Source organism: Actinopolyspora lacussalsi (genome assembly GCA_030803735.1).
GTDB classification, from domain to species: Bacteria; Actinomycetota; Actinomycetes; order Mycobacteriales; family Pseudonocardiaceae; genus Actinopolyspora; species Actinopolyspora lacussalsi.
Genome location: JAURUC010000001.1, coordinates 1,969,109 through 1,989,655 on the forward strand (window position 1 = coordinate 1,969,109; position 20,547 = coordinate 1,989,655).

A 20,547-nucleotide genomic window follows, 5' to 3' on the forward strand; every position below is an offset into this window, starting at 1 on the left:
TCATCGTGTGGTTCGAACGACGAGCACATCGCACTCCGAACGTCGGGATACCTCCGAGGGCACCGATCCCAGGATTCGTCCTTTCAGCGTGTTCAGACCGCGACTGCCGACCACCAGCAGATCGGCCGAGTGGCTCTCGGCGGTCTCGATCAGCGAGTCGATAGGCGGCCCCAACACGGACACGGTATCGACACTGCCCGCTCCGGCGGAACGGGCGTGATCGATGGCGTCACGCAGGCTGTCCTCGGCGGGCGCGGAACCGACCACCTGGAAGGCCTCCTGCCCCATCTCGTCCCGCGCGCGCTCCACGTCGCGCCTGCTGTTGGGATAGTACGCGCAGACGATCACCAGTTCGGCGGAGTCACCCGCCAACCGCGCCGCGCGCCGGACGGCGTACATCGAAGGGGACGATCCGTCGGTTCCGACGACCACCTTGCGGTAACCAGTCATCGATCTATCACTCTCCGCCCCACCAGGACTGCTCGGACGTTCGACGAGGTTCGCCGATCGGCTCACCGGACGGGTCGCGCGGCGGATACGACCGCACGAGCGGTCGGTGCGGCACCGGACGCGCCCGGGGAGCACACGCCCGGTCAACGTTTCGATCGGGAAACATCAATAGCTCAACGACCGCGCCTCGGAATCGTCACGGTGGTTTCGCGCCGTAGTCACCTCACCCATCACCAACCGGGAAACCCGGAACGCCGGGCGGGGCGGGCACGGCCAGCTCAGCCCCGTGGCCGGGACTCGGTTTGTCGGAACAGCGCCAGTTGCAGCTGAACACTCAGCCGCTCCGCGGCATCGTCGAGGTCGATGCCGCTGATCTCGGCGGCCCGCCGGACACGGTGGCGCAACGTGTTCGGGTGCACGTGCAGCGACAGGCTGGCACCTCGGACATCGCCGAAGAACTCCAGGTAGCACAGCAGGGAGCGGGCGAACTCGGTGCCGTTGTCCGCGTCGTGGGCGCGCAGGGTAGCCAGCCTGGGATCGCGCACCCGCTCGTTGTCCCGCAGCATCGTCAGCACCTCGCTGAGCAGCACCCGGGAGCGGACGTCGTCGATGGTGGCGACCTCGGCGGTGTGGTCGTGCCCGAGCGCGTCGAGGATGCGGTCGGCCTCGATGCGGGAGACCGGAACGTCGTCCAGCTTGGCGACGACCGAACCGATGCCGGCCTGGACACCGGAGCGGAGCTGGCTCCGCGCCGCGGTGACGATCTCCTGGGCCAGTCCGGAAACCGCCGATTCGGCGTGCCGATCCGGCAGATCGGGCAGCAGTACGTACACCCGGGAACCGATGGTGGTCACCAGCGCGCTGCGCCGGTAGGAAGCGGCGTGCACCGAGATCAGACTGGTCATCTCGGCGCGTTCCAGCTCGATCTCGGAACGGTTGGACACACCGGTGTGCTCCCTGGGGCGCAGGGTCAGTACCACCACCACGGCGGATTTTCGGGGATCGGCGCCGATGTTGGCCGCGGCCGAGTTCCCGTCGATGCGGCTCTCCAGCAAACCGGTCAGCAGGTTCTCCCGGAACCGGGGAGCCATGGTCGACTCGCTGCGCTGGCGGATCAACTGCAGCGCGGCCACCCGCGCCGCCCCGATCAGCGAACGGTCACTGTGCTCGCTGAGCCCGCGAGCGCCCTCCTGCACCCAGATGGTTCCCAGCGGCTGCGCACCGGCGTGGATGCCCACGGCCATCCTTCGCCGAATCCCCAGGTCGGGGCGCGGCTCGATCCGGACGACCTCCTCCCCGCCGCGCAGCCGTTGGTAGATCCCCCACTCCCGCAGCATGGCCAGGTAGGACTCCGGACCGCGTCTGCCGAGAATGGACAGTCTGCGCAGTTCGTCGACCTCGTCGTCGGAGCGCGAATAGGCGAGCACGCGGTTGGCGGTGTCCTCGATGCTGACGATGCCCTCGGTCAGCGCCGCCACGGTCTGGGCCAGCGAGAACAGGTCCCCCAGCGCTTCCCCGACATCGGCCTCACCGGTCAGCCGGGCGTTCTCCACCGCCGAGCGGGCGAACGACTCCAGCTGCTCCCACCGCACATCGGGACGCACCCCGAGCAGCGCGATGCCGCCGCCGATGGCCGCCTCCCGCAGCGCACGAGCGTCCTGATCCGCGTCGACCTTGACCGCCACGGCCGCTGCACCCGAACGGGCCACCCGTCGCACCAGTGGCACCGCCGAGCGGCCACGGGTACCGATCACCAGCACGAGATCTCCGGCTCCCGTTCCCGGGGCCTCCTCCGGATCGAGGATGACCACGTCGTGAACGGCGACGTCGAACCCGCCCGGGGCAGCCAGCACGTCGACCAGCGGTTCGCCCACCGCGATCAACAGCTGCCGCAGCGCCACCCCGGTGGTACCCGGCTGCTCGTCGTTGCCACCCGCACTCGCCGAATACCACCCATCGGCAACCGGTTGTTCGATCGACCAATCCATCACCGTCAACGATAGCCGCTCGTACAAGCCGACCGGGCGCTCGAACTTCTATCCTCGGCAATTGGAGGGGCCGGTAGCGACACGTCCGGCCCACGATCGACACCGACGTCGCGCGAGGAGGCGTAAGGTCATGGATGCCATCACTTCGGTCCCGGTGCCGGCCAATGAGCCGGTCAAGTCCTACGCCAGGGGAAGCGCCGAGCGGGAGTCGCTGCAGCGGCGTCTCGCCGAGCTGCAGGCAGCGCCGATCGAGTTGACCACGACCATCGCGGGCAAACAGCGGATGGCGAGTGGTGAACGGTTCAACGTTGTCCAACCGCACAATCATTCCCGCGTTCTGGGCGTTTGTGCGCAAGCGACCAACGCCGATGTCGCCGAGGCGGTGCAGGCAGCCAAGGACGCGGCCGCGGACTGGGCGGCGATGCCCTTCGACGAGCGCGCCGCCGTGATGCTGCGCGCGGCGGACCTGCTCTCGGGCCCGTGGCGGGACACCATCAACGCCGCCACCATGCTGGGGCAGTCCAAGTCGGTGCACCAGGCCGAGATCGAGGCGGTCTGCGAAATGGCGGACTTCCTGCGGTTCAACGTGCACTTCGCACGCCGCATCCTCGCCGAGCAGCCCAACTCGGTACCCGGCGAGTGGAACCGGATGGAGTACCGCCCGCTGGACGGGTTCGTCACGGCGATCACCCCCTTCAACTTCACCGCGATCGCGGCCAACCTCCCGACCGCGCCCGCGCTGATGGGAAACACGGTGGTCTGGAAGCCGACTCCGACCCAGCAGTTCGCCGCGCACTTCACCATGCGCATGCTGGAGGCGGCCGGGCTGCCGCCGGGAGTGATCAACATGGTCACCGGCGACGGACAGGCGGTCGGCGAGGTCGCGCTCACCGACCCGGACCTGGCTGGACTGCACTTCACCGGCTCCACGGCCACGTTCAAGAAGCTCTGGAAGACCATCGGCGAGAACCTGGACGGCTACCGGAGCTACCCGCGCATCGTCGGTGAGACGGGTGGCAAGGACTTCGTCGTCGCGCACCCCTCCGCGGATTCCGACAAGGTGGTCACGGCCCTGGTTCGCGGCGCCTTCGAGTACCAGGGGCAGAAGTGCTCGGCGGCCTCGCGGGCCTACGTCCCGCGCTCGCTCTGGGAATCCGGCATGCGGGAGAACCTGGTCGAAGCCACCCGACGTGTCACCTACGGCGACCCGACCGACTTCTCGCACTTCGGTGCGGCGGTCATCGACCACCGCGCTTTCGCCAAGCACAAGGCCGCGATCGACCGAGTGGCGGACGAGCCGTCGCTGGAGATCCTCGCGGGCGGCGAGTACGACGACTCGGTGGGCTACTTCGTGCAACCGACCGTCATGGTGGGAACCGACCCCTACGACGAGGCGTTCACGACCGAGTACTTCGGACCGATCGTGGCGGTGCACGTCTACGAGGACAACGACTACGAGCGGATCCTGGGAATCGTGGACGAGACCAGCCCCTACGCCCTGACCGGAGCGGTCTTCGCCGACGACCGGAGCGCGATCGGGCAGGCCCACGAGCAGCTGCGCCACGCGGCGGGCAACTTCTACGTCAACGACAAGCCCACCGGCTCGATCGTGGGAAGGCAGCCGTTCGGCGGCGGGCGCGCCTCCGGGACCAACGACAAGGCCGGCTCGATGTTCAACCTGCAGCGCTGGGTCAACCCCCGCGCCGTCAAGGAGACCTTCGACGCCCCCACCGAGCACACGTACCCGCACCAGGGCTGAGCCCGGCCACGATCCGCGAGGAGATGAAAGATGCTGCGCAGTGTGATGCTGACCGCGGCCCGGTCCGGTGCGATGCGTGGGCTCGTGGAGGCCAATCCACTCACCCGGACGGTGGTGGACCGGTTCGTGGCCGGGGCGGACTCCCGCGAGGCGATCGGGATGACCGCTCGGCTGGCCGAGGAGGGGCTGCGCGTCACCCTGGACCACCTCGGTGAGGACACCACCGACGTCATGCGGGCCGACGACACGGTGCGGGCTTACCAGGGGCTGCTCTCGGAGCTGCACCACGCCGGACTGGCCGACCGCGCGGAGGTCTCGGTCAAACTCTCGGCGGTGGGGCAGCAGCTCTCCCCGGACGGGGAGAAGATCGCGCTGGACAACGCCCGCCGGATCTGCGAGTCCGCGGCCGCCGTGGGTACCACCGTCACCCTGGACATGGAGGACCACACCACCACGGACATGACGTTGCGGACGCTGTCCGACCTGCGCGTGGACTTCCCCTGGGTCGGAGCGGTCCTGCAGGCGTATCTGCACCGCACCGAGCAGGACTGCCGGGACCTGGCCACCGCGGGTTCCAGGGTCCGGTTGTGCAAGGGGGCCTACTCCGAGCCCGCCTCGGTGGCCTTCCAGGACAAGCAGGAAGTGGACCGGTCCTACGTACGCTGCATGCGGGCGCTCATGGCGGGCGAGGGACACCCGATGATCGCCACCCACGATCCCCGCATGATCGCCATCGCCACCGAGCTGGCCCAGCGTCACGGGCGTGGTGCCGACAGCTACGAGTTCCAGATGCTCTACGGCATCCGGCCCGCCGAGCAGCGCCGCATCGCCGCGGCGGGGCACAACCTGCGGGTCTACGTGCCATACGGCGAGGAGTGGTACGGCTACTTCATGCGCAGGCTGGCCGAGCGGCCCGCCAACATCGGGTTCTTCCTGCGCTCCCTGCTGACGCGCTGACTCCGCGCTCCCGCCCGGCTGTCGCCCGGTCATCGTCGCCCGGGGACGGTCGGGCGGGTTCTTGGTAGGTGGCTTCCGCCAACGGGGCGGCGCGCGATTCCTGGGGAGAACGAGCGCCGGAGGGAACGGTGCGGGCACGGCACCGCGTTCCGCGCGAACTCGTCGCCGTCCGAGATCTCCCGCCGCCTGTCACCGTTCGAACGCGCGCCCCTCACCGTTCGTTCGGCTGATCCGCCGTCTGCCCAGTCACCGGGGGACTCGGTGCGGGTCGGCCGAGGATCGAGTGAGCGCTGACTCCCGTGATCAGTCCCCAGAAAACCGAAGCGATACCGAGGATCGACACCCCTGAGGCGGTGACGAGGAAGGCGATCAGCGCTGCGTTCCTGGTCGCGGGCTCGGCGGTCGCGGTCGCCAGCGACCCCCCGATGGTGTCCAGCAGTCCGATCCCGGCGATCGCGGTGATGAGCGCGCCGGGCAACGCGGCGATGAGACTTCCGAGAGTGGCGCCGAAAAGACCGAGTACCAAGTAAAACACCCCCGATACGATGCCGGCTCGGTAGCGCTGGGCCGGATCCTCGTGAGCATCGGGCCCCATGCACAGAGCGGCCGTGATCGCGGCGAGGTTGATACCGAAACAGCCGAACGGGGCGAGTACCGAGTTCGCGAGGCCGGACCAGGACAGGATCGGTGATACCGGTGTCCGGTACCCGTGAGCCCGCAGCGTCACCACACCTGGCAGGTTCTGCGAGGTCATCGTGATGACGAACAGCGGGATCGCGAGACTGATGGTCGTGGCAGGCGACCAGGAGGGCCACACGAAAACCGGCGTAGCGACGGCCAGGCGCACGGTATCGAGCTGGAAAGAGCCCTGGACGACCGTAAGCAGTGTCCCCGTCGCCAGCGCGATGAGCACCGCGTAGCGCGGTAGCAGCCGCTTGCAGAGCAGATAGGTCACCAGCATCGCGAGGATCAGCCAGAGGTGGGCGCGCATCGCGGTGAACAGGTCGATGCCGAACCGCAGCAGTATGCCTGCCAGCAGTGCCGAGGCGATCGGCGCCGGGATGAGGTTCACAGCGCGTTCGAACCATCCCGTGACTCCGACGAGCATCGTAAGAGCCGAAGCGATCAGGAAGGCCCCGACGGCCTCGGACAGCGGGACATCCCGTGCGCTTGCGGCGAGCATGGCGGCGCCGGGGGTCGACCAGGCCATGACCACCGGCGCTCGATAGCGTAAGGACAACGTGATCGAGGTGACGCCGATGCCGACACCGAGCGCGAGGATCCACGAGGAGATCTGGGCCGGGCTCGCGCCGACAGTTCTGGCCGCTTGGAAGACGAGGGCCACCGAGCTCGTGACACCGACCAGTGTCGTCACACCTCCTGAAACCACCGCGGTCATCGGAAGCGTGTTGGTCAGACGCTGACGCAAGCGCACGGGCGATCAGTCCGATCGTCGAAAGCAATTCGTTCTGTTTATAGAACGCAGTCATGCTAGGAGGGCGCGATGGAGATGGTCAAGGTCGTCGGGGCGAACCTGCGTGCGGCGCGCGAGCATCGCGGCCTCTCGCTGTCCGAGGTCGCCCGTCGTGCCGATCTCGGCAAGGGGACCCTGTCCGAACTCGAGGCCGGGCAGCGCAACCCGACACTGGAAACCCTCTACGCCCTGGCCACGGTGCTCGGTGTCCCGCTGGGCCTGCTGCTGATAGCGGAAACCGAATCCCCGACGGCGACAACGCTGGTCGTACGAGGGACCGATCACGCCGAGCTATCCGGACAGGCGGTCGACGTACGACTGGTCGACCGGACAGGCAGTGGTGGTCAGATCCTGGAGATCTACCGAATCCACGTGCGAGCCGGGAAGCGTTACGTCTCCCCCGCCCACCGCCCCAGGGTCGTCGAACAGCTCCTGGTGCACTCCGGAACACTGACAACCGGCCCGGTGTCGACCCCCGAAACGCTCGGGCCCGGCGACTACATCAGCTTCGACGGGGGCGTGGACCACGTCTACGAGGCGCCTCACACCGATGTGCACGGCACACTCGTCATGCGCTACGGGGAAGGTTGAATGACGCCCCATCCCGCCCGAGCATTCGGACGGGGACCGATCAAGAGCAGCCACACGACCCGGAACAGAACGAGGCCGCGACCCCCGAGACGGCGGCCGCGGCCTCGTGACAACCGCTGAGTTCCGTGGTGGAACCGGTGCGCGATACTGGGATCGAACCAGTGACCTCTACCGTGTCAAGGTAGCGCTCTCCCGCTGAGCTAATCGCGCGAGGCGGAGGCGGGAATCGAACCCGCGTACAGGGCTTTGCAGGCCCTTGCCTGAGCCACTCGGCCACTCCGCCGAAGCCACCGGCGACAACGTCGTTCGGACGAGCCGCTCGGCCACAGAGCGGATGACGGGATTCGAACCCGCGACCCTCACCTTGGCAAGGTGATGCGCTACCGCTGCGCTACATCCGCACTCACGACGGGACCGAAATCCTCCGCTCGGCGCCTCCGCCGTGTTCGGTCAAAACTCTAGACCACGCCGTGAACGGCGATCGAACCGGGGGTCCCCTGCCGACAATCAGCACGACAGCGGGCCGGAGCCCGCCGTCACCACCACGAGCCGTCACAACGCGGAATCACGGGCGACGCACGATCACGAGAGGTCGTGCGGCAGCAGCCTCGTGATCGCCTCGTCGATACTGACCCAGAGTCCCTCGTTGCCCGGCACCACCACGTCGTAGGTGCGATCCAGGAAGTCCGCCAGCTCTTGGGCGGACGCCTCGAACACGGCGTGTCCCGAGGGTGAGCTCAGCTCGATCACCACGACCTCGGGGTCGTCGGCGGCGGGCCTGATCGCCACATCGCCCTCGCCCGCGTGCGCGATCAATCCGTCGGCCAGCAGATCACGGGCGAACACCCACTCGACCCAGCCGGCACGGCCGGTGCGGAACGCCGCGACGACGGCGTAGGGATCCCGAGTGTCGTACCGCAGCTCCACCTGAACCGGAACGGCGGGCGTCTGCGGGGCAAGCAGATCGAACACCGCTGTCGAACGAAGGGTCACATGATCGTTACGCATCGTCCTCGCCTTCCTAACTCCCTCCCGGTCGCAGCGAAGTCGACCGAGCTACACAGTTGTGACGGTTATCCGGGGCCGTTCGCTCGCAACCAACGAATAGATCACCCGTACGGGGGAGAATTAATTCGCTGCGCTACTGCAGAACTCCGTAGCGTAGCCAACAACTCCGGGTGCCGGAGAAATTCCGCGATTCATCAACACGAGCCTCACCACCTCGAAGAAAACCACCGATCCCGCCGATCCGCAATCGGCGTCCCGGCCGGTTCCGCGGCAAGCCGAAATAATGCTTCCGAACCCTCTCGTGCGGCCCACTCGCACCACCCCCGTCAGGCGCGTGTACGAACCCGTCGACGACGCCCCCGGACGGCCACCACAACGCTCAAGGACTGAACCGATCGATGCCTCGCGGCCACCACGGGACGCTGTTTTCAGGATAGTCGATAGTTGTACGACAAGCCGTTTCACACAAGAGCCCCGGGAGAGGCGCACCACAAATGTTCACCGAAACGGGCTAATATCAAATACTCCACTCTCGGGTTTTCACGCCTGCGTCCGAAACCCAAAAGCGAGACCGGCGTCACAGTGTGATATACACGATCACATCGTCGTAGCGCCCGTGACGAACGCCCGGAACGAAAATATGCGCCGCACGAGCCACTCTACAGGCACTGCCGCACCACGTAGGCTGAGACACTGACGGGGAGCCCCATGTGGCTCCGGCAGAGCGACACGGGGCCGAGAGCACTCGGGAAGCAGGATCGGTCAGCAGGCAGGTGTGTTCTGAGTAGGACAGCAGAGCCCGGTTCACGACACCACGAGAACGAACCGCCACACGCACACCTCTCGGGCTGGCGCGCACGTGTGCACCGCTTACGGGAGCGCTTCCGCGCGCGCCGGGAGCGAATACGCGCCAGACCGGCGCTGAACACCCTCTACCGTTTCGGCCTGGGACTGCTCGGCGGGGTAGTGCTCCTGCTGGGCATAGTGATGATTCCCTATCCGGGCCCCGGGTGGCTGTGCGTGTTCGCGGGCCTGGGACTGCTCGCGACGGAATTCGCCTGGGCGCGACACGTGAACATGTTCGCCAAGCACCACTACCAACGCTGGGTCCGCTGGCTGTCCCGGCAGCATCCGGCGACAAGACTGGCGGTGATGACGGCCACCGGACTCATAGTGGTGGCCACCCTCTGGCTCATCGGCGCTTTTGACCTGGTCGGAGACTTCCTCGGTCTGCAGTGGAGCTGGCTGGCCTCCCCCCTGTTCCAGGCGTGAAAAGGATCGTGTAAGCTTCTTGTTGTCGCTGCGGCAGGGCGGCAACGGGCGATTAGCTCAGCGGGAGAGCGCTTCGTTCACACCGAAGAGGTCGCTGGTTCGAACCCAGCATCGCCCACCGAAGTCGGCCCGAGGCGACCCCGCCTCGGGCCGTACGCTTTCCGGAGATTTTCTCTCCTTCTTTCGGGTAGTGTGCGGCACCGCACTGTAATGTGTGTGTTTTATTCGTCTTCCGTGACTCGGACGAGTGTTGACAACTCGCAACGATCCGCGTCCGTGAGTGATATCGGACGGAACGTGGTCACGTACTCCTGAAGTCAATCTTCAACCGGTACCCGGCAACGAGTGGGCGCCGACTCATGATTCCTCCCGGCACCGGCGTTGTTCCCGATTTTCACACAAGTCGTTTTGGATGAGGATTTCCGACATCGGTACGGGGTCGATCGACAGGACTTCGGATCATCTCTCCGAGTCCCGTTCGATACCGTACTTCGAATCATCACTCTATGACTCTTCGTGTTCACCTGAGAACCGAATGTGACTTTAAGATTTCGTGGGATCACCCGTTCACCGACGCGAACGGATCGGTTCCACCGATGTCGGTGCCGACGACCGTGCCGGTGACGAGCGATTGATGATTGCACCGCGAACGAGCATTCCGACACGAATCCGAGAGCAGGAAGTGTTTCACTCCGTGCTCACGAAGCCACGAAGCCCTCCGCTGTGAAGCCCTCCGAAAGTCGCCCCGCGCCCGCTTCGGTCTCGCCAGATCGAACGAGCCGGCCGGCTGTCCCGTACCGGACAGCCGGCAAGGCGCTCGCGATCAGTCGCCGAACGAGGTGGCCCGGCGTACCAGTCCGTGCAGCGCACTGCTGACAACGGTGACGATGATCGCCCCCCAGAAGGCGGGCCAGAAACCGTCGACGTGGAACGGGAGATCGAGGTTCCCGGCTATCCAGCTGGTCAGCCAGAACAACAGCGCGTTGACCACCAGCCCGAACAACCCGAGAGTGAGGATGTAGAGCAGACACCCCAATGTCTTGGCGACCGGCTTGAGCACCACGTTGACGATGCCGAACACCACGGCCACGACGAGCAGTGTCAACGCCTGGGTGGCCACACCATCGGTTCCTCCCCCTTGGTCGCCCAGCGCGATCCCGGGCAGTGCCGTGGTCACCCAGACCGCCACGGCGGTGATAAGTATGTGCACTACGAGCGCCACGATGTCCCTCCCGTGGTTGCTGCCGTTCGCACCGCACACGCTACGCGGAGAGATCACGATGTCCCGAGGCACCACGGCGATTCCCTCGGTCGTGCTAACCACCCAGCACGCCGGGCACGCGGGCATCCTGCGCGAAACGCTCGACGGACGAACCTCGACCTGACCGGCACCGTGCCCGTTCCGAGCCAGGTGCCCGCACGCGGCGCCGAGGCGGCTCTGCCGAATGCCCCTGGCTTCGCGTGGTGGGAAGGTGGACTCGATGCGCGGGGGAACACGGCTCCGCGGTGGGTATTCCGGGCGGGGACTGCCGAATCGCCATACTCGTCGGTAACCTGTGTGCGATTCGGTGGTCCGACACATCCGTTCCGAGTGTCGAGCGCGGGTGCGCGAACCCCCACGGGCAACACAACCGGCAGGAAGCGAGCAGTATGCGGATCGGGATGCCGCTGAACTACAGCGGGGGATTCAAGGAGACGGTCGACGAGCTGGTCGACTACGAGAAGGCCGGACTGGACATCGTCTACGTTCCGGAGGCGTACTCGTTCGACGCGGTCAGCCAGTTGGGGTTCATCGCGGCGCGCACCGAACGCCTGGAGATCGCTTCCGGCATTCTGCAGGTCTACACCAGGACACCGACGCTCACCGCCATGACCGCGGCCGGACTGGACTTCGTCTCGGGCGGACGGTTCACGCTGGGCATCGGCGCCTCCGGACCACAGGTGATCGAGGGCTTCCACGGGCTGCCCTACAAGGCACCGCTGGGACGCACCCGGGAACTGGTCGAGATCTGCCGCAAGGTGTGGCGGCGGGAGAAGGTCACCCACGAGGGCAAGCACTACAACATTCCCCTGCCAGCCGAAGAGGGCACGGGCCTCGGCAAACCACTCAAGCTGGTCAACCACCCGGTCCGGGAACGGATCCCGATCATGATCGCGGCGATCGGCCCCAAGAACGTGGCGATGACCGCGGAGATCGCCGAGGCGTGGGAACCGATCTTCTACGTCCCGGAGAAGGCCGCCGAGGTGTGGGGGGACTCGCTGGCCGAGGGCCGCGCGAAGCGGGACGCCACACTGCCGGAGCTGGACACGGTGGTACAGGCACCACTGGCCATCGGTGAGGACCTGGACGAGCTGCTCGACTCGATGCGGCCGATGCTGGCGCTCTACATCGGCGGCATGGGCGCCAAGGGAAAGAACTTCTACAACAACCTGGCCCGGCGCTACGGCTACGAGGCCGAGGCGGAACGAATCCAGGACCTCTACCTGGACGGCAAGAAGGACGAGGCGGCAGCGGCGGTGCCCCGCGAGCTGCTGACCAAGACCTCGCTGATCGGACCGGAGAGCCATGTGCGCGAGCGCATCGCCGCGTTCCGCGAGTCGGGCGTGACCACCCTGAACGTGACGCCGTTGGCGGGCAGCGCCGCCGAGCGCACCGCGCTGATCGAGCGGGTGCGCCACCTCGCGGACGAGGCCTGAACGACCTCCCTCCCGCGCCTGTCAACTCCGGCAGGCGCGGGAGGCGGTTCGACCCGCTCAGTCCGCGTTGAGCACCCGTACCGGTGTGCCCGCCAGAAACTGCCGGATGTCCTCGACCGTTTCGGTGAAGAACGCCCGATAGGTGTTCTCCGAGACGTAACCGATGTGTGGAGTCAGCACCGTGCGAGGCGCGTGGCGCCACGGATCGTCCTCGGGGAGCGGCTCGCGCTCGAAGACATCGATCCCGGCCCCGCCGATACGCCCCTCGTGCAACGCGGAAAGCAGCTCCCGCTCGTCGACGATCGGGCCGCGGGAGGTGTTGACCAGTATGGAGTCCGGTCCCAGCAGGTCGAGCTCGGCGCGCCCCACGAGTCCGCGGGTTCGCTCACCGAGTTTGGTGTGCACGGTGACCACATCGGAAGCGGCGAACAGCTCCCGCTTGTCCACGGCCCTGGCACCCGCCTGCCGAGCACGCTCCGCGGTGAGGTTCTCGCTGAAGGCGAGTACCTCCATGCCGAACGCACGTCCCACCGTGGCGACCTGCGCACCGACGCGTCCCAGCCCGAGGACGCCGAGCGTGGCGCCCGCGAGGTCCTTGCCGACGGTGTGCTGCCAGCCACCGGTACGCACGGCCCGGTCCTCCCTCGGGATCGCTCTGGCCACCGCCAGGATCAACCCCCACGTGAGTTCCGAGGTGGTGCTCCAGTCGGCTCCGGCTCGCATGCCGTTACCGGTACCGCACACCGTCACACCCAGTTCGGCCGCTGCCGCCGTGTCGATGGCCGCGTTTCCCATACCGGTGGTTACCAGCAGCTTCAGGTTCGGCAACGCTCGCAGCACTTCCGAGGGGAAGGCGGTCCGTTCCCGCATCGCCGCGATCACGTGGAACGGTTCGAGCCCGCGTACCAGTTCCGCCGGATCAGCGATGTGCTCGTCGAACACGGTCACCTCGGTGTTCGCGGGCAGGGTGTGCCAGTCACCGAACTCGCGGGCGACGTGCTGATAGTCGTCGAGGACGGCGATCCTGACAGTGGTGTCCGCACTCGCGGTGAGGTCCTCGACGGCGGAACCGTCCCGGTCTGGTGTGCTGTCGGCTCGCATGTGGCTCCCGGTTGGTGATCGGAGTTCTGCGGGTGTCCGGTTGCTCGTTCGCTCGACCGGCCACACTACCGCCCGCCGTAGGGAGCGAAGTTCTCGGAACGGTCACCGATCTCGGAATCATCACCGGCCGCGACGATCTCCGGGGCCGGACGCACGCACGGGACCGTCCGTCGATGCCGGGGCGCGCCCCGGGAGACTGGTCCTCGTGAATACGTCGACCTTGTTCCACCTGCTTCCCTCGGGGTCCTACCACTCGAGCCCGGAGGAGGCCATCGGCGCGGACTCACTGGAGCGAAATGGGTTCGTGCACTGCTCACCGGATCCGGAGACGACCTTGGCCGTGGCCAACACGCTCTACCGTTCCGCCGAGGAGCAGCTGGTGCTGCTCGAACTCGACGCCACGGCGTTGTCCGCGCCCGTACGCTGGGAACCTCCCACACCGGCACCCCCGGAAGGCGTGACGTCGGAAACCCTGTTCCCCCACGTCTACGGCCCACTGGACCGGGCGGCGGTGCGTGGAGTGCGCTACGCGCGGCGGGACACCGACGGGCGTTTCGTCTCGTTCGAAGCCAGGGGTGCCACCGCCGAACTGCTGGATCTGCTGCCGCACCCGGAGGGCGGCTGGTACCGGCGCACCTGGACCTGCGCCACGACCGCTCGTCCACCGGATCGTGGTCCACGCCCCAGCGCGACGGCGATCCACTACCTGCTGCCCGCCGGGGAACGCTCGCGGTGGCACCGGGTCGAGTCGGACGAGTTGTGGATGTGGCACGCGGGGCCGGCGCTGCTGTTGCACGGCGCGGGCGACGGTGCGGAGCCGGCGGACCGGACGGAGACGGTCACGCTGGGGGCCGACCTGGCGGCGGGCCAGCTGCCCCAGTCACTTGTTCCCGCCCGCAGCTGGCAGTGTGCCGAGAACACCGGGGACGCCGACATCCTGGTCAGTTGCGTGGTATCGCCCGGCTTCGACTTCGCGGACTTCCGAATGATCTGACTCCGCCGTCGATGGAGTTCGGGGCTCCGGGAGCGATCGGTTCGATGCCCGGTGTGCCGGTGTGGCGCTGAGTCGGGTGGGTCTGAAGGGTTCGGTGCCGACGAACCGTTTCTCGACCCAGCTCATCGCCAGCAGGGCGATCACGATCGTTCCGGTGCCCGTGGTGGCCGTGACCGCGAAGACCGCAAGAGAATTCACCAGCAACCACCCCCGAGGATGCTTCGGCTCGTGTGTCCGCGCTCGCGCAGCGACTCCCGCGAGGGCTGACGCGGGAATTCCGGTCGGAAGAATTGACCGTTTCGAGCGTGTCGACTCCTCGACAACGGTAACGGCTCACGTGGAACATCGCTGGCCGGGAAACTGGACTCTCGCGATCAGGTGAGTAGCGGATCATCGCGCCGCGGAGCGCGAACATCGGCATCGTGTCGGCCACCTCACCGAAGTCACCGGTTGTCCGCTCACGAGAGCCCCACCCTGCTCTCAAGGGCAGGCTGTCACGGGAACGCTGTCACGGGGGAACGCCCGTCCGGGGCAGCGAGTGGTTCCCGCGGCTCCCGGCGGCTCGACGACGAGCGCGCCGGGACTCGTGGCGGTAACATCTTCCCGGCGAATCGCGAGTGAGCTCCCGAATCGTTCGCCACCGCCGAACACCTCGCCGGAGAGGGGCGACACGGTGCGGAACTACGCGGTCCACCTGATCTGCCATCTGCTCGTCGTGCTGGCCGGGCTCGCCGGTGGGATCGCGACCGGGCTGTGGTTGTTCGACGGCAACGCCGCCGCGGGATGGTTGGCACTGCTGGCACTGGTCGTGGCGCTGGGGGTGCTGGCACTGCAGGCGGGCCACCTCCGGCGCGAACGAGCTTCCGCCGCGCCGCGTGGCTCACGTGACTCACGGGGACGCCGCACCCTGCCGGAACCGGGAACGCGCTGAAAAACCTCTCCCCGGGGGGGGAATCGGCGCCCGTACGGCGGTGCCCTGGGGAAGGCACCGCCGTAACCGATCGGTCCGAGGGGACGAGAAGCTCACCGTGTCCGAGGAAGCGTGACCACCGAACCGTCACCGGCCGAACGGCGTGCCGCCTCGATCACTTCGAGTCCCCGCAGTGCGTCGGCCGGATCGACCGGCGGGGCGACCCCCGAGTCCAGTGTTCGCACGACTCCGGCGTAGAAGTCCTGATAGCGGCCGGGCCTGCTGGGCCAGGGACGGGTCTCGGGGCCGACACCGATCGAGCCCCAGTTCTCCCTCGGTTCCTCGCCCCACCCAGGCTCGTCGGGAAGACTCCCCTGCCGCAGTGCCGCCTCCTGCGGATCCAGTCCGTACTTGGTGAACGCCGCTCGATCTCCCAGGACCCGAAACCGTGGCCCCTGCTGGGCGGCGAGTTTGCTCACCCAGAGGTGACTGTGCTGACCACCGGTGTGCCGCAGCGCCACGAAGGTGTCGTCATCGGCGGCCACGTCGGGCCGAATGGTGTCCATCTCCGCGTAGACGGATTCGACGTCGCCGAACAGACACAGTGCCTGATCGATGAGATGGCTGCCCAGGTCGTAGAGCACACCACCGGCCTCGCCCGGACCTCCCTGATCGCGCCAGGAGTCCTTGGCCTCGGGAACCCAGCGTTCGAACCGGGACTCGAACCGATGCACCCGTCCCAGCGAGTCGGAGTCGAGGAGTTCCCGAACGGTGAGCATGTCGTTGTCCCAGCGACGGTTCTGGAAGACGGTCAGGGGCACCCCGCGGTCCTCGGCACGCGAGATCAGTTCCCTGGCCTCTTCCGCTGTGGGGGTGAACGGCTTGTCGACCACGACCGGAACTCCGGCGTCGAGCGCACGCGCGGCCAGTTCAGCGTGGCTGCTGTTCGGAGTGGCGATTACGACGAGATCCAGTTCCTCCGCCCGCCGGAACAGCTCCGTGGCATCGGAGTGCACGTGGGTGTCCGGGTACTGTGACGCCACCTGCTCCGCCCGTTGCCCGCTGGATGTGACCACGGCATCCAGCCGCAATCGCGGCTGCGCCGCGATGAGCGGGGCGTGAAAGGCGGAGCCCGCCAGACCGTAACCGAACAGACCGACCCGAAATCGTCCCTCCGAATCCATGTCCCCATTACATCAAGCGGGCCACCGGTCCCCGCTGTGCCCGTCTCGGACGGAGTCGCCGCTCGCACGGCGGACGGGGATTTCCGGGTCGAGGGCGGTTCCCGGCATCGACAGGTCGCGTCCGGGGCGGACCAGCCCGGTTTCGTAGGCCAGGATGACGAGCTGGGTGCGCGAACTCAGATTGAGTTTCTGCATCACGTGGTAGACGTGCGACTTGACGGTCAACTCGGCCAGTCCGAGGTTCTCGGCGATCTCGGCGTTGGATCCCCCGCGCGCCACCTGGAGCAGCACGTCTCGTTCCCGATCGGTCAGCGGCGCCAGTTCGAGCGAGGCGTCGCGCATCTCCAACGCGGCGAACCGGTGCAACAACCTGCGCGTGACGCTCGGGGCGAGCAGGGCGTCACCGGATGCCACGGTGCGAACGGCGCGGAGCAGTTCCTCCGGCGGCGCGTCCTTGAGCAGGAAACCGCTGACTCCGGCCCGCAGTGCGGAGTAGACGTACTCGTCCAGGTCGTGGACCGTCAGCATGATCACGGCTGTACGTCCGTGCGTGGTACGGACGATCTCGTCCGCTGCGACGATGCCGTCGGTACCGGGCATCCGTATGTCCATCAGCACCACGTCCGGCATGCGTCGCCGAACGGCGGCCACGGCACTGCGCCCGTCATCCGCCTCGGCTGTCACCCGAAGATCCGGCTCGGCCGACAGCAGGGCCACCAACCCACCACGAATCATCGCCTGGTCATCGGCGACCAGCACGTCCGTGACCGACTGCGTCACCACCTACGGACCTCCTCGGATCACCCCGGGTCCGAAATTTCCGGGCACGGTAGCACGGCGGACAAGTGAAACCCGTTCGGAACAGGATGCGCCGTCAAGGTCCCGCCGAGCAACGACACCCGCTCACGAAGTCCGATCAAACCGTGCCCGGTGGAACCGGAATCGCACTGCGCCACCGGGCCCGCACCATTGTCCGTCGAACGAGCCCGCCCGAGGAGATCGTTGCTGTGATTGTTCACCTCGATGTCCAGTCCGGATGCCCGGTAGCTCAACGACACGCGCGCGTACCCCCGCCCGGCGTGCTTGAGCACATTGGTCACCGCCTCCTGGACCACCCGATAAGCCGTCATCTCCACCCCTGGATCCAGCTCGCGCACCCGGCCGATGCGCTGCAGTCGCCAGGTGACACCGGTCCCACGCACCGAATCGATCAACTCGTCCAACTGCGCCAGCCGCGGCGCGGGGGCGCGATCGGCGCCGCTCTCGGAGAAGGCACCTTCATCGGAACCGGATCCGTCCTCGGAACCGTCCCTGCCGTCGGTGACGGCACCGTCCTCGGTTTCTCCGCCGGGAACCGCGCGCAACGCGCTGACCAGCTGACGCATCTGTTCCAACGAGGAACGTGAGGTCTTCTCGAGCTCCCGGAGCGTGTCCCTGGCGTGCTCGGGATCGCGATCCACCAACGAGCGAGCCACTCCGGCACGCAGCGCCACCACCGAGAGATTGTGCGAGACGATGTCGTGGAACTCGCGGGCGATGCGGGCCCGTTCCACGGCCGCCGCTTCCCTGGCGAGCTGGTCCCGTGCCCGGTCGAGCAGATTCACCGCCTGTTCGAGCTGTGCGGCCTGCCTGCGTTTGATCCGCATGGCCCTCCCCCAGCCGAGCACCATGACCACGTTGACCAGTGCGCCGAGCAGCATCACCGTGGCGGCGTACGGCGACATCGAGGGCAACCTGCTGAGGGGCCAGATCATCGCCACCGCCCCGGCGGCGACCGTGGTGGGGAGCTCGCCCCGCACGCACACCGAGTAGACGCTGATCAGGATGGCCAGGTTCAACGGCCCCACCGGCTCTTCGAGCCGGGTGAGCACGATGGTGACCGTCACCAGCACCACCAGACTCACCCACGGCAGGAACCGCCGTAACAGCAGTACACCCAACGCGGGCAGCCCGAGCGACAACGACCAGCGAAACGTCTCTCCCTGATGCGAGGGCAGGAAGACCACGAGCAGGTGACAGCAGACGAAAACGGCCACCAGTCCGATCTCCAGCAGTGCTCTGCGCCACCGCTTCGGAATCGGGACCGGTAAGGAGATCGCCTCGGAATTCCCGTCGCGCAACAGGGAGCCCTTTCGGAGTACCGGCGTGGGGATGCACAACAGTACTTGCCCACGCGGTTCCGATCACCCGGGCGAAACGACTTCTGTCGCCGAGTCAGGGCGATGTCCGGGTCAGGAGGCGATCCCCACGGGAATCCGGCCAGGAAGGTCCGCTAGTAACCTCGATCCTTCCACGCACGCAACTGCGGCCGCTCGGTGGCGATCGTGGTGCTGGGGCCGTGCCCTGGACGGACGATGGTGTCCTCCGGCAGCGTGAACAACCGGTTCGAGATCGACTCGATGATCACGTCGAAGTCCGAGTAGGAACGCCCCGTGGCTCCCGGTCCCCCCGCGAAGAGGGTGTCGCCGGTGAACACCGTGTTCAGTTCCGCCGAGTACAGACTCACCGCACCGGGGGCGTGCCCCGGCGTGTGCAACACCCGCAGGCCGGTCCCGGCCGCTACACCGATCACCTCGCCATCGGCCAGCATCCGGTCCGGTTCCCGGTTCGGATGCGTCATCCGCCACAGCACCGAGTCATCGGGATGCAGCAGAATCGGCGCTCCCACGGCGTCGGCCAGTTCAGGAGCGAACCGGACGTGGTCGTCGTGGCCGTGGGTGGCGATGATCGCCGACACGTCACGGTCCCCGACGAGTTCCAGGATCGCGCTCACGTCGTGCGGGGCGTCCACGACCACGCACTCGTGGTCGTCGCCGATCACCCAGACGTTGTTGTCGACCTCGTGGGTCTGCCCGTCCAGTGAGAACGTACCTGAAGTGGTGGTGTGGTCGATACGCGCGTTCACAACACCACCACCGAACGGAGGACATCGCCACTGCGCATCCTGCCGAAGGCGGATTCCACCTCGCCCAGCTCGATCTGCTCGGTGACGAACTTCTCCAACGGCAGTCTGCCCTGCAGCGACATCTCGATCAACGCGGGAAAGTCCCTGGTGGGCAAGCAGTCGCCGTACCAGCTCGACTTCAACGCACCACCTCTGGCGAACACGTCCAGCAGCGGTAGCTCCAGCCGCATGTCGGGCGTGGGGACTCCGACCAGCACGACCGTGCCCGCCAGGTCGCGGGCGTAGAAGGCCTGTTCGTAGGTGCGCGGACTGCCAACGGCCTCGACAACCAGATCCGCGCCGAATCCGTCCGTGACTTCGCGGATCGCCACGACCGGGTCGGTCCGGCTCGCGTCCACGGTGTGGGTGGCGCCGAATTCACGGGCCCACTCCAACTTGCGTGGGTCGGTGTCGACGGCGATCACCCGGCGTGCTCCGGCCATGACAGCACCTGTCACCGCACCGTCGCCCACACCGCCACAACCGATCACGGCCACCGAGTCCCCGGGACCCGCGGCCCCGGTGTTGACGGCAGCGCCGATACCGGCCATCACGCCGCAGCCGAGCAGACCGGCCACCGCGGGACGAGCGGACGGATCGACCTTGGTGCACTGTCCCGCTGCCACCAGGGTTTTCTCCGCGAACGCGCCGATTCCCAGGGCGGGGGACAGCGGGGTGCCGTCGCGCAGTGTCATCGGTTGGGTCGCGTTGTGGGTGTCGAAGCAGTACTGCGGACGTCCTCGGCGACACGCCCGGCACCGACCGCAGACGGCGCGCCAGTTGAGCACCACGAAATCGCCGACCACCGGATCGGTGACGTCGGAACCCACCGCTTCCACCACACCGGCGGCCTCGTGCCCCAGCAGGAAGGGGAATTCGTCACTCACCCCGCCGTCGCGGTACTGCATATCGGTGTGGCAGACGCCGCACGCCTGCACGCGCACCAGCGCCTCCCCGGGTCCGGGTTCCGGGACCCGGACAGTGGTGACCTCCACCGGCCGCTCCGCGCCGGTCGCGACCACCCCACGAACCTCAGTCGCCACCAACAACCTCCGGTAATCGAGCGAAACCTCGCGACCTGATCATCGTCGTACGGCAGGGCCACGAGCACAACCGTGACACCGGGACCGTCGCTCGATCGAATTGTCGAGGACCGACAGGCATACTGCCGACGCCATCAGCGACCGATCACACCGGTAAGCACGCTGAGTCACCGTG

General features: G+C 67.3%; 19 protein-coding genes and 4 tRNA genes. 9 read left to right on the plus strand and 14 right to left on the minus strand.

Translation table 11 applies throughout. The features are described from left to right. On the minus strand, positions 1-450 hold the full coding sequence (locus tag J2S53_RS08630) for a universal stress protein (protein WP_092979023.1): 450 nt from the start codon (positions 448-450) through the stop codon (positions 1-3). A 278-nt stretch (positions 451-728) separates the two neighbouring features. Beyond that, positions 729-2,438, minus strand: coding sequence for a PucR family transcriptional regulator (locus tag J2S53_RS08635; protein ID WP_456240559.1), 1,710 nt, complete (start codon positions 2,436-2,438; stop codon positions 729-731). Positions 2,439-2,568: 130 nt separating this feature from the next. Between J2S53_RS08635 and pruA the strand changes: the two genes are divergently transcribed. Both pruA and J2S53_RS08645 read left to right on the plus strand, forming a co-directional pair. Then, complete coding sequence (gene pruA, locus J2S53_RS08640) at positions 2,569-4,197, plus strand: L-glutamate gamma-semialdehyde dehydrogenase (RefSeq protein ID WP_456240560.1); 1,629 nt, start codon at positions 2,569-2,571, stop codon at positions 4,195-4,197. A 30-nt stretch (positions 4,198-4,227) separates the two neighbouring features. Then, positions 4,228-5,154, plus strand: coding sequence for a proline dehydrogenase family protein (locus J2S53_RS08645; RefSeq protein WP_456240561.1), 927 nt, complete (start codon positions 4,228-4,230; stop codon positions 5,152-5,154). A gap of 211 nt (positions 5,155-5,365) precedes the next feature. Here the strand turns inward: J2S53_RS08645 and J2S53_RS08650 are convergent, their stop codons facing one another. After that, positions 5,366-6,589, minus strand: a complete 1,224-nt coding sequence (locus tag J2S53_RS08650; protein ID WP_456240562.1) for a benzoate/H(+) symporter BenE family transporter — start codon at positions 6,587-6,589, stop codon at positions 5,366-5,368. Positions 6,590-6,658: 69 nt separating this feature from the next. Here J2S53_RS08650 and J2S53_RS08655 point away from each other — a divergent pair, with 69 nt between their 5' ends. Then, on the plus strand, positions 6,659-7,219 hold the full coding sequence (locus J2S53_RS08655) for a helix-turn-helix domain-containing protein (protein ID WP_092979031.1): 561 nt from the start codon (positions 6,659-6,661) through the stop codon (positions 7,217-7,219). A gap of 138 nt (positions 7,220-7,357) precedes the next feature. On the opposite strand, the gene J2S53_RS08660 is transcribed toward J2S53_RS08655, so the two are convergent. The 4 genes from J2S53_RS08660 to J2S53_RS08675 form a co-directional block, all read right to left on the minus strand. Then, positions 7,358-7,429 (minus strand) — tRNA-Val (locus J2S53_RS08660). 1 nt (position 7,430) lies between these two features. After that, positions 7,431-7,502 (minus strand) — tRNA-Cys (locus J2S53_RS08665). Between the two features lie 46 nt (positions 7,503-7,548). Then, a tRNA-Gly gene (locus J2S53_RS08670) sits at positions 7,549-7,620 on the minus strand. Positions 7,621-7,801: 181 nt separating this feature from the next. Beyond that, positions 7,802-8,227 carry an SsgA family sporulation/cell division regulator gene (locus J2S53_RS08675; RefSeq protein WP_092628535.1) on the minus strand — a complete coding sequence of 142 codons (426 nt, stop codon included), beginning with the start codon at positions 8,225-8,227 and terminating at the stop codon, positions 7,802-7,804. Between the two features lie 861 nt (positions 8,228-9,088). Between J2S53_RS08675 and J2S53_RS08680 the strand changes: the two genes are divergently transcribed. Together J2S53_RS08680 and J2S53_RS08685 are read left to right on the plus strand one after the other, a co-directional pair. Further along, positions 9,089-9,499, plus strand: coding sequence for a TIGR02611 family protein (locus tag J2S53_RS08680; protein ID WP_456240563.1), 411 nt, complete (start codon positions 9,089-9,091; stop codon positions 9,497-9,499). Positions 9,500-9,545: 46 nt separating this feature from the next. Further along, positions 9,546-9,617 (plus strand) — tRNA-Val (locus J2S53_RS08685). A gap of 705 nt (positions 9,618-10,322) precedes the next feature. Here the strand turns inward: J2S53_RS08685 and J2S53_RS08690 are convergent. Next, complete coding sequence (locus J2S53_RS08690) at positions 10,323-10,721, minus strand: phage holin family protein (RefSeq protein WP_092979035.1); 399 nt, start codon at positions 10,719-10,721, stop codon at positions 10,323-10,325. Between the two features lies 1 nt (position 10,722). Between J2S53_RS08690 and J2S53_RS08695 the strand changes: the two genes are divergently transcribed. Together J2S53_RS08695 and J2S53_RS08700 are read left to right on the plus strand one after the other, a co-directional pair. Further along, positions 10,723-10,884 (plus strand): DinB family protein, encoded by a 162-nt coding sequence (locus J2S53_RS08695; protein WP_165400663.1) that lies wholly within the window; start codon positions 10,723-10,725, stop codon positions 10,882-10,884. 265 nt (positions 10,885-11,149) lie between these two features. Then, complete coding sequence (locus J2S53_RS08700; protein ID WP_092979037.1) at positions 11,150-12,196, plus strand: LLM class F420-dependent oxidoreductase; 1,047 nt, start codon at positions 11,150-11,152, stop codon at positions 12,194-12,196. A gap of 57 nt (positions 12,197-12,253) precedes the next feature. On the opposite strand, the gene J2S53_RS08705 is transcribed toward J2S53_RS08700, so the two are convergent. Beyond that, positions 12,254-13,297, minus strand: coding sequence for a D-2-hydroxyacid dehydrogenase family protein (locus J2S53_RS08705; RefSeq protein WP_456240564.1), 1,044 nt, complete (start codon positions 13,295-13,297; stop codon positions 12,254-12,256). Positions 13,298-13,502: 205 nt separating this feature from the next. On the opposite strand from J2S53_RS08705, the gene J2S53_RS08710 reads away from it, so the two are divergent. Beyond that, positions 13,503-14,291 carry a cupin domain-containing protein gene (locus tag J2S53_RS08710; protein WP_456240565.1) on the plus strand — a complete coding sequence of 263 codons (789 nt, stop codon included), beginning with the start codon at positions 13,503-13,505 and terminating at the stop codon, positions 14,289-14,291. A 673-nt stretch (positions 14,292-14,964) separates the two neighbouring features. Next, complete coding sequence (locus J2S53_RS08715; protein ID WP_456240566.1) at positions 14,965-15,222, plus strand: hypothetical protein; 258 nt, start codon at positions 14,965-14,967, stop codon at positions 15,220-15,222. Positions 15,223-15,314: 92 nt separating this feature from the next. Here the strand turns inward: J2S53_RS08715 and J2S53_RS08720 are convergent, their stop codons facing one another. From J2S53_RS08720 to J2S53_RS08740, 5 genes are all read right to left on the minus strand, one after another. Continuing rightward, positions 15,315-16,385 carry a Gfo/Idh/MocA family oxidoreductase gene (locus J2S53_RS08720; protein WP_456240567.1) on the minus strand — a complete coding sequence of 357 codons (1,071 nt, stop codon included), beginning with the start codon at positions 16,383-16,385 and terminating at the stop codon, positions 15,315-15,317. A gap of 12 nt (positions 16,386-16,397) precedes the next feature. Further along, positions 16,398-17,165: a response regulator gene (locus tag J2S53_RS08725; protein WP_456240568.1), complete on the minus strand. Its 768-nt coding sequence runs from the start codon at positions 17,163-17,165 to the stop codon at positions 16,398-16,400. A 20-nt stretch (positions 17,166-17,185) separates the two neighbouring features. Beyond that, positions 17,186-18,505 (minus strand): sensor histidine kinase, encoded by a 1,320-nt coding sequence (locus J2S53_RS08730; protein WP_456240569.1) that lies wholly within the window; start codon positions 18,503-18,505, stop codon positions 17,186-17,188. Between the two features lie 152 nt (positions 18,506-18,657). Then, positions 18,658-19,290: an MBL fold metallo-hydrolase gene (locus J2S53_RS08735; RefSeq protein WP_456240570.1), complete on the minus strand. Its 633-nt coding sequence runs from the start codon at positions 19,288-19,290 to the stop codon at positions 18,658-18,660. Further along, positions 19,287-20,372, minus strand: a complete 1,086-nt coding sequence (locus J2S53_RS08740; RefSeq protein ID WP_456240571.1) for an S-(hydroxymethyl)mycothiol dehydrogenase — start codon at positions 20,370-20,372, stop codon at positions 19,287-19,289. The genes J2S53_RS08735 and J2S53_RS08740 overlap by 4 nt, the downstream gene beginning before the upstream one ends. Positions 20,373-20,547 lie beyond the last annotated feature (175 nt).

Coding starts and splice junctions, on each gene's coding strand:
- J2S53_RS08630 (WP_092979023.1), bottom strand. CDS start 450: ATGACTGGTTACCGCAAGGTGGTCGTCGGAACCGACGGATCGTCCCCT.
- J2S53_RS08635 (WP_456240559.1), bottom strand. CDS start 2,438: ATGGATTGGTCGATCGAACAACCGGTTGCCGATGGGTGGTATTCGGCG.
- pruA (WP_456240560.1), top strand. CDS start 2,569: ATGGATGCCATCACTTCGGTCCCGGTGCCGGCCAATGAGCCGGTCAAG.
- J2S53_RS08645 (WP_456240561.1), top strand. CDS start 4,228: ATGCTGCGCAGTGTGATGCTGACCGCGGCCCGGTCCGGTGCGATGCGT.
- J2S53_RS08655 (WP_092979031.1), top strand. CDS start 6,659: ATGGAGATGGTCAAGGTCGTCGGGGCGAACCTGCGTGCGGCGCGCGAG.
- J2S53_RS08675 (WP_092628535.1), bottom strand. CDS start 8,227: ATGCGTAACGATCATGTGACCCTTCGTTCGACAGCGGTGTTCGATCTG.
- J2S53_RS08695 (WP_165400663.1), top strand. CDS start 10,723: ATGTCCCTCCCGTGGTTGCTGCCGTTCGCACCGCACACGCTACGCGGA.
- J2S53_RS08700 (WP_092979037.1), top strand. CDS start 11,150: ATGCGGATCGGGATGCCGCTGAACTACAGCGGGGGATTCAAGGAGACG.
- J2S53_RS08705 (WP_456240564.1), bottom strand. CDS start 13,297: ATGCGAGCCGACAGCACACCAGACCGGGACGGTTCCGCCGTCGAGGAC.
- J2S53_RS08720 (WP_456240567.1), bottom strand. CDS start 16,385: ATGGATTCGGAGGGACGATTTCGGGTCGGTCTGTTCGGTTACGGTCTG.